Source organism: Candidatus Jordarchaeum sp., from assembly GCF_052745115.1.
On sequence record NZ_JBRAKS010000257.1, the window covers coordinates 1 to 5,578 of the forward strand.

Consider the following 5,578-nt stretch of genomic DNA (forward strand, 5'->3'; position numbering starts at 1 on the left):
AATATATATATTATAATGTTTATGACCTTTATCTACGGCTAAAAATATGGATTAGATTAGTTCGTTTTTTAAAAAAGAGGCGAGAGAGGGAGGAAATTATCATACACCCTTTAAATCCTCTACTAAGGTATCTCCATCAATTTTGAATTGATTCCAAATTTTTTCTAAATCTGGGTTATACTCCCTTTCGGATATACATTTATTGTAATGTTCAATAAACTTGATAAAATTATTAATTATTGGTAAACTGAGTAGCTTCATTTGCTGTGAGTTGACATTAACATGGGAAATAATGGCAGATTCTACCACTAATGAAACCCCTAAAATATCCTTAAGAATAATTTTTCCATCAACTAGTTCAGCATAAACGATGTCGGTAGCAACCATAGATGATTGCCCACCGTCAGATACAGTGACTTTAAACTCACACATAAAAAACACCTCCATTATTTCATAGAATAGGTAAATGAAAAATTTTTTTCTTAATAATTGTAACTGATGGCAGTTCGAAAAGTCTCATTAACCGAATGTTTTTTAAAGAGGAAAGTAGTAGCATACAAGAGAAATTAGAATAACAATACACAGGAGATAAAAAAGAAGTGTCGAGAAGGGATAGATTCCCAAGATGTACATTTCACCCCGACACAATTGCTGTGGGAAAATGTGTTAACTGTGAACGACCCTTTTGTCATATTTGCCTTGAAGAGGTAGAAAAACTGGTGGGTGAGAGATGTGTAGAGTGCCTCAGCGCCAATGAGTTGAAACAGAGAACCGCTTTTAGGAAGTATATCATTCTTTACGTAACAGGCTTCTTAGCAAGTTTGGTATTAGCAATCATCGGGTATCAGTCGATTCAACCTCCCTTCCTTGAGTCTGCGTTACTTGGGCCATTATGGTGGCTTGCTGTTTGGAATTGGATTGATAGTAAAACTCCGGAGCCCATTGTTTATCTAGCTATGGTTGCCGCTATTGGTTTTCCCATCTTTGGTTTTCTGGATATTAGAGGTACCTTAAAACTACGTAAAACAATACCTGAACACGGATTCTGCCCGAAATGTGGGGCAGTGCTTTTCGGTAAAAGTGTTTGTCCTAATTGTGGTAAAGAAATTTTAATTACTCCACCAGCTTATCCGGATATCCTTTGGCTCAGAGAATACTTAAAGATGAAAGAAAAAGTTCCAGTTGACTATGAGAAAGAGGAAGAAAAGAAGAAAAAAGAAATTAGGACCAAATACAGAAGGAGAAGAAAGAGAATAGTTAGGCAATAGAGGGCATCTTCTACAAAATTTGTAATAAGCATCCCTTTGGATCTTTTTTATACATAAATACTTTTAAAAATATTTTAATAGATCTCTTTTATAGTTAGAGGCTTGTGTTTGGATTCATTAAAATATTTGGATTGGATTCGAAAAAAGCCAAACTCGCAACAGCCCCTATGGCGCCCATTTTTCCGGTTATTTCAAATACTTCTATTCCGCATACTTTAGCGGTTTTTAAGGCTTCAGCGATTTTTACTTCTTTCACTCTCACCTTGTTTGCAAATTTTATTAACTCGCCTGGTATGACCAGTCCACTAAGAATAGCAATTGCGGTGTTTTCAGAAATGGTTGTTTTACTTAAAAAGGTCGTACATTTATTCAAAATTTCATCATGTCTCGAGGGATCTATTGCAATTTCTATAAAACTTGCAGCATTTCCTACAGTTTTGTATTTTATATCAGGGTTTAACATTACTACCTTGTGGCTGATTTTTTCCACACTTTCACCTAGATGATCCAGGAGAGATAAGGATAAAGCCCATGTTGCTCCAGCATCTTCAGTATCAGTATCATCTATTCCTATGGTTAAGTGTTCTAAAGCATTAGTAAAGATTCTACCCTCAGTATAACTTCCCTTATCCTCCAGTTCAACACTTAACACTCCTCTTGCATTTTTCATCGTCTCGGTCAATGAATGCGCTGGTCCACCAAAGGCTTTTAGCTTTTGCACAACCTTATCGCCATACAAATCCACTCTCTCAACCACAACCGAAGCCCCTCCCCTGTTAATGACTTCCCTTTCTTGCTTCCCGTCTAGTCGAAATTTTTCTCTTAACATAAGACCTTCATATCTAGTACTAGTTATTGCTCCTCCAGCCCTTTTGTGTGTAAATGCACAAAACATGACCGCCCCCTCGCTACTACAATGGTGATATATCTCACCAACCCTATGAATCCTATCTACTGTAGAAAAAATCCTTTTACACGCTGAATAAGGTAAACCAAGTTTTACACTATAAGCATATTTAGCAGGTTTACGACCACTCGGACTTATAATAAGATCGATCTGCTGCTCTTCTAAAAGTCTTCTTATCCAATCCTGAACCGTACTTCTAGGAAGCCCCGTCTCTAAAATGATATCTTGGACCGTAAAGCTGCCGACTTCATCGGTTAATCTGCGGACCAAACCAATACAAAGCTTACGTTTTTCAAGAATCTTTGACATAACTGCATTCTTCCCATAATCCTAATAAACAATTAAAAAGTTAAGTAATAAAAAATTTAGCTATAACCAAATAGAAAACATAAGAATGGCTTACAAGTATAATCAACCAGAATTTTGAACATCCTATTTTTAAAAATAAATTTTAGTTCAAACATTTTTAACCTTAGATAAAATTTGATTCCAATCAATTACACGCTCTTTTCCACATTTGGATTGCAAGGGGCAATTAGGACATACGGTTAAATAGATTTCTTTTATATTCCTTTTAGTTATTTTGCATATATACCCGTTTTTCGCCATAGCATCTATTTGTTCTCTTAATTCATCTAAAGGAATTTCAAGATCTTGTGAAATCTCAACAATGGTTCTGGGTTTCTTTAACCAGAACAGATATTCCATAATTGCGGAGGGTACTTTCCCAACTTTTTCTGCAAGAATGCCGGATATTGTAGCGGTCTCACTCACAGCATCAGGAAATAAAGAGATTTTTAAATCAGTACTTCCTTCGTATAACTCCACTTTTTTATTGTAAGTACTGGTGGCCTCTGATCCTATGCTAGTTTCTTCGGTAGAAACTGGCTCTGGTATAGGTGCTAATCGTTTAGAGGATAATATTTCCAGCTTTTTCTTTAAATCTAAAATTTCTGTATTGGAAACTTCTTCGGTAGTGCTCTGAATTTCCTGTTCTTCTACTTGTTCTTCAACTATTTCTTTGGGTTTTATTAATGATTGATCAAATGTAAATTCTCTAATCGTGTCATAGAATTCTTGGAGCTTCATTATCATATTTTTAAGGTTAAAGAACTTTTCTTCGTTAATCTTTACAAGATTTTTTTGCGTTTTAATTATCTCTTCTAACTGTTTTTGTTTTGTTATTATCTCTTCAATTTTTTCCATAATCGAATCCGTTTCCTCCCCCTTCTCTAATTCTACCAGAAGCTCTTTTTCTTCATTGTATAAATTATTCAACACTACTTCTAATTTTTCAACATTTTTAGTGTTTTCTTCTTTTTCTTTATCTAACTCCGATATGCTTCCCTCAATACTTTTTAATGCCTTTTGAATAATTCTTTGATAGGCCACTTTTATTTTATAGAAAAAGTTTTCATCTCTATCTTTCCGTAAAAGAAGCTCAGCCTCCTCCAAGAGAGGTGTTTCGAATAATTCATGCTCCTCTTCCAAATCAAATATAATACCCAATAAAGATTTTTTCGAGTTTTCAACAATTGCATAATATAATATTTTGTTAATATCCGTAGAAAAGTGCTGTGTAATTCCCACCACAATTCCTATATCTGAGAAAAAATCTATGATATCTTCCCTACTTAAATTAGCTGTATGGAAAATCAGAGAATCCTCTAAAACATTATTTCCAGAAAAATCGATGACAAACACTTCTGAAGGCATACACAATCTACCTTAAAAATCTTTGTATATATACACACAAGAGACAAATAATAACTTTATTGGAAGGAGAAAAATTCTATACTAAGAAGGACAATTTTTAGTGCGTTCTCTCATAATTTAATATTTTCACAAATCTAAAAGCGAAAACCTTCAAGGAGAGCTACAAATATAGAAGAGGCTGTCAGATCCGCAGTAGTACCAGGATTAAGCCTACCCTTAAACCCATTTAATTCTTCGTCAAGTTTCCAACATAACACTTTCCCGGTTTCTTTTAATAAACCTCCCTCTTTAAGAATATGCCCAGCCTCCCTACTAACCTCCACCGCCTTCTCCCTACTCATTTTCCTTTGAATCAAGGAATCAGGATATTTTGAAATAATTTCCAAAAAAGTATGCACGGTTGCCACGTTCACATCCCCCGATTTCCTATAAACTTTTAGGAAAGTAGGATAGCCTACCTCAAAGGTGATCTCCATACCCGTTACCCATTCCTTACTAATATTATCCCATCCAGCGCTTATTTTAAAAACATCTTGCAAAACAACACCATCTTTATTAATAAGAGATTTTGATAATTCATCTGTGACATCGTACTTTTCTACATTCCCCAAACCACCAGGATTAGCAATACCGATTGCCTCATAAACAGCCAAAGTATCATCAGTCGTTGTGTTTTCCATAACCATCCTAACAGCCCTTCTCAACTCACCAACCATAACCCTTCCATCAAAGAGAGTCATACCAGCAGCCACAGCCAATGGAACAAAAAGAAAAACAGTTCCTAGATTAATGTTTTCTCCACTCTGAAAATTTTTCGTATCCTTAACCGCTCTCAGAATAAGTCTACCCACATTTGCCTTTTTTACTTTGATCTCACCAGAAGCCACCTGGTAACCCAATAAAGCCGCATCTTTAATACTCGGACCAATAGCAACCGCACCAGCCAAAAAGTGCTCATAACGAGTCTTGGGCATATCACGAATACGATGCACATTCCCCGGTTTAGGATAACCACTAACCTCCAATAGAACCGCTAAAATAGCACACTGCTGAACCAAAGAAGAGGTTTCTTCCCCTTTCTGCAACCTCATTACTCCTTCAAAACAGAGATAAATTATAAACACATTTTAAACTTTTTGTCCATTACATTTTTTATTCATCACCATGTTTATTAATAATTATTATATTTAAAATCACGAAACTTTTTTAACCATGTAGAGATTATAAGCAAAATACAGTAAACTCTAAGCCAGGTGGTGTAGCGGTCAAGCATCGGGGCCTCTGGAGTCCTGGACAGCAGTTCGAATCTGCTCCTGGCTACCAATTACTTAATTTTAGGTCTATTTTATCATCATTCTAAAATTACTACTGAGGAAATCTGTATTGTGAATTATGATTCTTTTATTTTCTTGTCTTTTGGAGTTTAGTGTTATTTTTTATTGCATTATTTATAGTATAAACTGTATTAACTTTTGGTAGAGAAAAAAGTTATTAACGTGAAGAACTAATTAAGAAGTTAATAAATGTAATAGTTGGGATGGCTGGTCCGGAAGATTATTAATAAATTCTGTTGGAAGGGGTTTCCTAAATGATTCATAATATTTACATATTGCGGCGTGATGGGCTTTGTGTTCTTCACCGGAAATATGGGAGTTTGGAAACTGATGAGGATTTAGTTTCTGGATTC

The 5,578-nt window shown here is 35.2% G+C and carries 5 protein-coding genes and 1 tRNA gene; 2 read left to right on the plus strand and 4 right to left on the minus strand.

What is annotated here, in order from left to right:
- Positions 1-99: 99 nt before the first annotated feature.
- Positions 100-432 carry a CooT family nickel-binding protein gene (locus ACUVXA_RS15310; RefSeq protein WP_445872151.1) on the minus strand — a complete coding sequence of 111 codons (333 nt, stop codon included), beginning with the start codon at positions 430-432 and terminating at the stop codon, positions 100-102.
- 167 nt (positions 433-599) lie between these two features.
- On the opposite strand from ACUVXA_RS15310, the gene ACUVXA_RS15315 reads away from it, so the two are divergent.
- Positions 600-1,268 carry a hypothetical protein gene (locus tag ACUVXA_RS15315; RefSeq protein WP_445872152.1) on the plus strand — a complete coding sequence of 223 codons (669 nt, stop codon included), beginning with the start codon at positions 600-602 and terminating at the stop codon, positions 1,266-1,268.
- Between the two features lie 94 nt (positions 1,269-1,362).
- Here the strand turns inward: ACUVXA_RS15315 and ACUVXA_RS15320 are convergent, their stop codons facing one another.
- The 3 genes from ACUVXA_RS15320 to ACUVXA_RS15330 form a co-directional block, all read right to left on the minus strand.
- Positions 1,363-2,484 carry a hypothetical protein gene (locus tag ACUVXA_RS15320; protein ID WP_445872153.1) on the minus strand — a complete coding sequence of 374 codons (1,122 nt, stop codon included), beginning with the start codon at positions 2,482-2,484 and terminating at the stop codon, positions 1,363-1,365.
- A 147-nt stretch (positions 2,485-2,631) separates the two neighbouring features.
- Positions 2,632-3,891: a hypothetical protein gene (locus tag ACUVXA_RS15325; RefSeq protein WP_445872154.1), complete on the minus strand. Its 1,260-nt coding sequence runs from the start codon at positions 3,889-3,891 to the stop codon at positions 2,632-2,634.
- A 134-nt stretch (positions 3,892-4,025) separates the two neighbouring features.
- On the minus strand, positions 4,026-4,982 hold the full coding sequence (locus tag ACUVXA_RS15330; protein ID WP_445872155.1) for a triphosphoribosyl-dephospho-CoA synthase: 957 nt from the start codon (positions 4,980-4,982) through the stop codon (positions 4,026-4,028).
- 156 nt (positions 4,983-5,138) lie between these two features.
- Between ACUVXA_RS15330 and ACUVXA_RS15335 the strand changes: the two genes are divergently transcribed.
- Positions 5,139-5,214: transfer RNA gene (locus ACUVXA_RS15335), tRNA-Gln, on the plus strand.
- Positions 5,215-5,578: the final 364 nt, after the last annotated feature.